This window comes from Terriglobus sp. YAF25 (assembly GCF_052113305.1).
Classification (GTDB): domain Bacteria; phylum Acidobacteriota; class Terriglobia; order Terriglobales; family Acidobacteriaceae; genus Terriglobus.
This window is the reverse complement of the sequence record NZ_JBFRCY010000678.1, coordinates 1-2,527: the sequence shown is the minus strand read 5'-3', so window position 1 is coordinate 2,527 and position 2,527 is coordinate 1. Positions and strand designations below refer to the sequence as shown.

The window sequence follows — 2,527 nt, the reverse complement described above, 5'->3', positions numbered from 1 at the left end:
ATCACCTTCTGTCCGCGATGCTTCTGGCTTCGCTTAATGCGCGTCGCCAACACCGGATGCGATTCGCAGGTATTCGAACCGACGATGATCACAAGCTCAGCCTGCTCGATATCGGCGATCGATCCCGAATCTCCACCGTAGCCGACCGTGCGGCTCAGGCCCATGGTCGCCGGCGTCTGGCAGTAGCGCGAGCAGTTGTCGATGTTGTTCGTGCCGATCACCTGACGCGCCAGCTTCTGCATCAGGTAACTCTCTTCATTGGTGCACTTCGACGACGCAATAAAGGCAAAGGCATCCGGTCCGTGATTCTGCTTGATCTGCTTGAATCTCCGCTCGATCAGGTCCAGCGCCTCTTTCCACGTGGTCTTGCGGAACTCGTTGGTCCTCTCGTCGCGGATCATGGGATGGCGAATACGTTCTTTCGAGTTCACGAAGTCCCAGCCGAACTTGCCCTTCACACATGTCGAGATACCGTTCGCCGGGCCGTCTGCCGGCTCGATCTTCAGGATGTGACGTCCCTGCGTCCAGACATCGAAGCTGCAGCCGACACCGCAGTAGGTGCAGACGGTCTTCGTACGCTTGTTCCGCAGATCGCGCGCGGCGGCCTCTCCATTCGAGATCGCCATAATCGGCGGAAATCCTGTCGCAGGTTCCACAGCCTTGACCGCCGCAATCATGCCATTGAGCACCGGCTGTGGAAGCGCCGTCAGATATCCCGCGCGCCCGAGCATGGACTTCTCCATGAGTGCATTGCAGGGACACACGGTCACGCAATGTCCGCAGGAGACGCAGGACGAACCCGCAATCTGCATTCCCCCGTCCCACAGAACCCGCGGATGTTCCGACTCCCAGTTGATGGTCAGCGTCTCGTTCACCTGCACGTTCTGGCAAGCCTCGACGCAGCGTCCGCAGAGAATGCACTGCGACGGGTCATAGCGATAAAAGGGATTGGAGTGATCCTGCTGATAAGGCTTGGGTGTGAACGGCCGCTCCTGATGCCTCACATCCAGATTCATCGCCGTGTTGTGCACCGTGCAGTTGTGGTTGGAGTTATCGCAGACCGTGCAGTAAAGATCGTGGTTCTTGAGGATACGATCGAAGGCATCGCGTTGCGCCGCATCGGCTCTCGGAGAACGGGTAGCAACTTCCATCCCCGGCGTGACCGGCGTTGCGCAAGCGCGCACCATTCTTCCATTGACTTCGACCATGCAGGTGTCACAGGTCTCGATCGGGCCCATGGAATGGTGATAGCAGACCTGCGCCAGCCTGCGATCTGGGAGCGCATGGTTGATGCGCTCCACCAGTAGCTCGCCGGTGGCAGCGGGAACCTGAGCGCCGTCCAGGTGGATGGTAGTGTCGAGGGGCAGAACGGTTTCGGTATTGAGCAGGCGCTTGTCAGGCATTCTCCTTAGGATGATACCGGCGGCAGGTTGGTGGCTCTCATGCGCAAGAGAGAAGCAGCCCCTTGCGTCAATTCCTGCATCTAGAGCATTTCTCCTGTTGCTGGGTAGCCCGGAAGGGGAGTGCAGCGGCGTTTTCATTGCGGAAAACGCCCATAGATACGGAATCCCTACACTACACCTACAGGAGAAAATGCTCTAGCGTCCCGGAGGATCAAGATGGCAGGCGATATACGAATCGGCATCTCCGGTTGGAGATACGCCGGCTGGCGCGGCGTCTTCTATCCGCCGAAGCTGCCGCAGCGGCGCGAGCYGGAGTTCGCCGCCGGGCGCTTTCGTTCCATCGAAATCAACGGCACCCACTACTCGCTACAGCGCCCAAAGAGCTTCCTGCAGTGGGCCTCCGAGACTCCAGACGACTTTATCTTCTCCATCAAAGGGTCACGCTTCATCACCCATATGAAGAAGCTGCGCGATATTGAAGATGCGATGGCAAACTTCTTCGCGCAAGGAATGCTGGCGTTTGGTCCCAAGCTCGGGCCTATTCTTTGGCAATTTCCTCCGCAATTCCAATTCGATCCCGCTCGTTTCGAAAGCTTCTTCAGGGTTCTGCCGCGCACCCTTGGACAGGCCGCAAAGCTGGCCTGCTTCCATGGACCCCGGCTTCAGGGCCGTGCCATCACCCAAGCGCCACGGGGAACGACAAGGATGCCGCTTCGCCACTGCGTCGAAATTCGCCATGAAAGCTTTGCCGTACCTGCGTTCGTCGATCTGCTCCGCAGACACAAAATCGGTCTGGTCGTTGCCGACACGGTCGAGTGGCCGCTGTTGATGGACGTCACCAGTGACTTCGTCTACTGCCGCCTGCATGGCGCAGAACAGTTGTACGCCAGCGGCTATGAAGAGAAAGCCATCGCGCAATGGGCCGACCGGGTGGTGCGCTGGGCTACGGGACAGGAATCCCACAACGGCCGCTTTGCCTGCACGGACCGTGCGCCGAAGCTGCCGCAGCGGGATGTCTACGTCTACTTCGACAATGACATGAAAGTGCGCGCCCCATTCGATGCCATGGCGCTTCAGGAGCGCGTCAACCACCTACTGCCGGAGTGCCTCCATCGCAATGACGC

2 protein-coding genes are annotated in these 2,527 nt (G+C 59.1%); one reads left to right on the top strand and one right to left on the bottom strand.

Going from position 1 to position 2,527, the window contains the following annotated elements; genetic code table 11:
- On the bottom strand, positions 1–1,403 hold a 1,403-nt coding region (locus AB4043_RS22230), incomplete at its 3' end, for a molybdopterin-dependent oxidoreductase (RefSeq protein WP_442308122.1).
- A gap of 216 nt (positions 1,404–1,619) precedes the next feature.
- Here AB4043_RS22230 and AB4043_RS22225 point away from each other — a divergent pair.
- A partial coding sequence (locus AB4043_RS22225) for a DUF72 domain-containing protein (RefSeq protein ID WP_442308121.1) occupies positions 1,620–2,527 on the top strand: 908 nt, incomplete at its 3' end.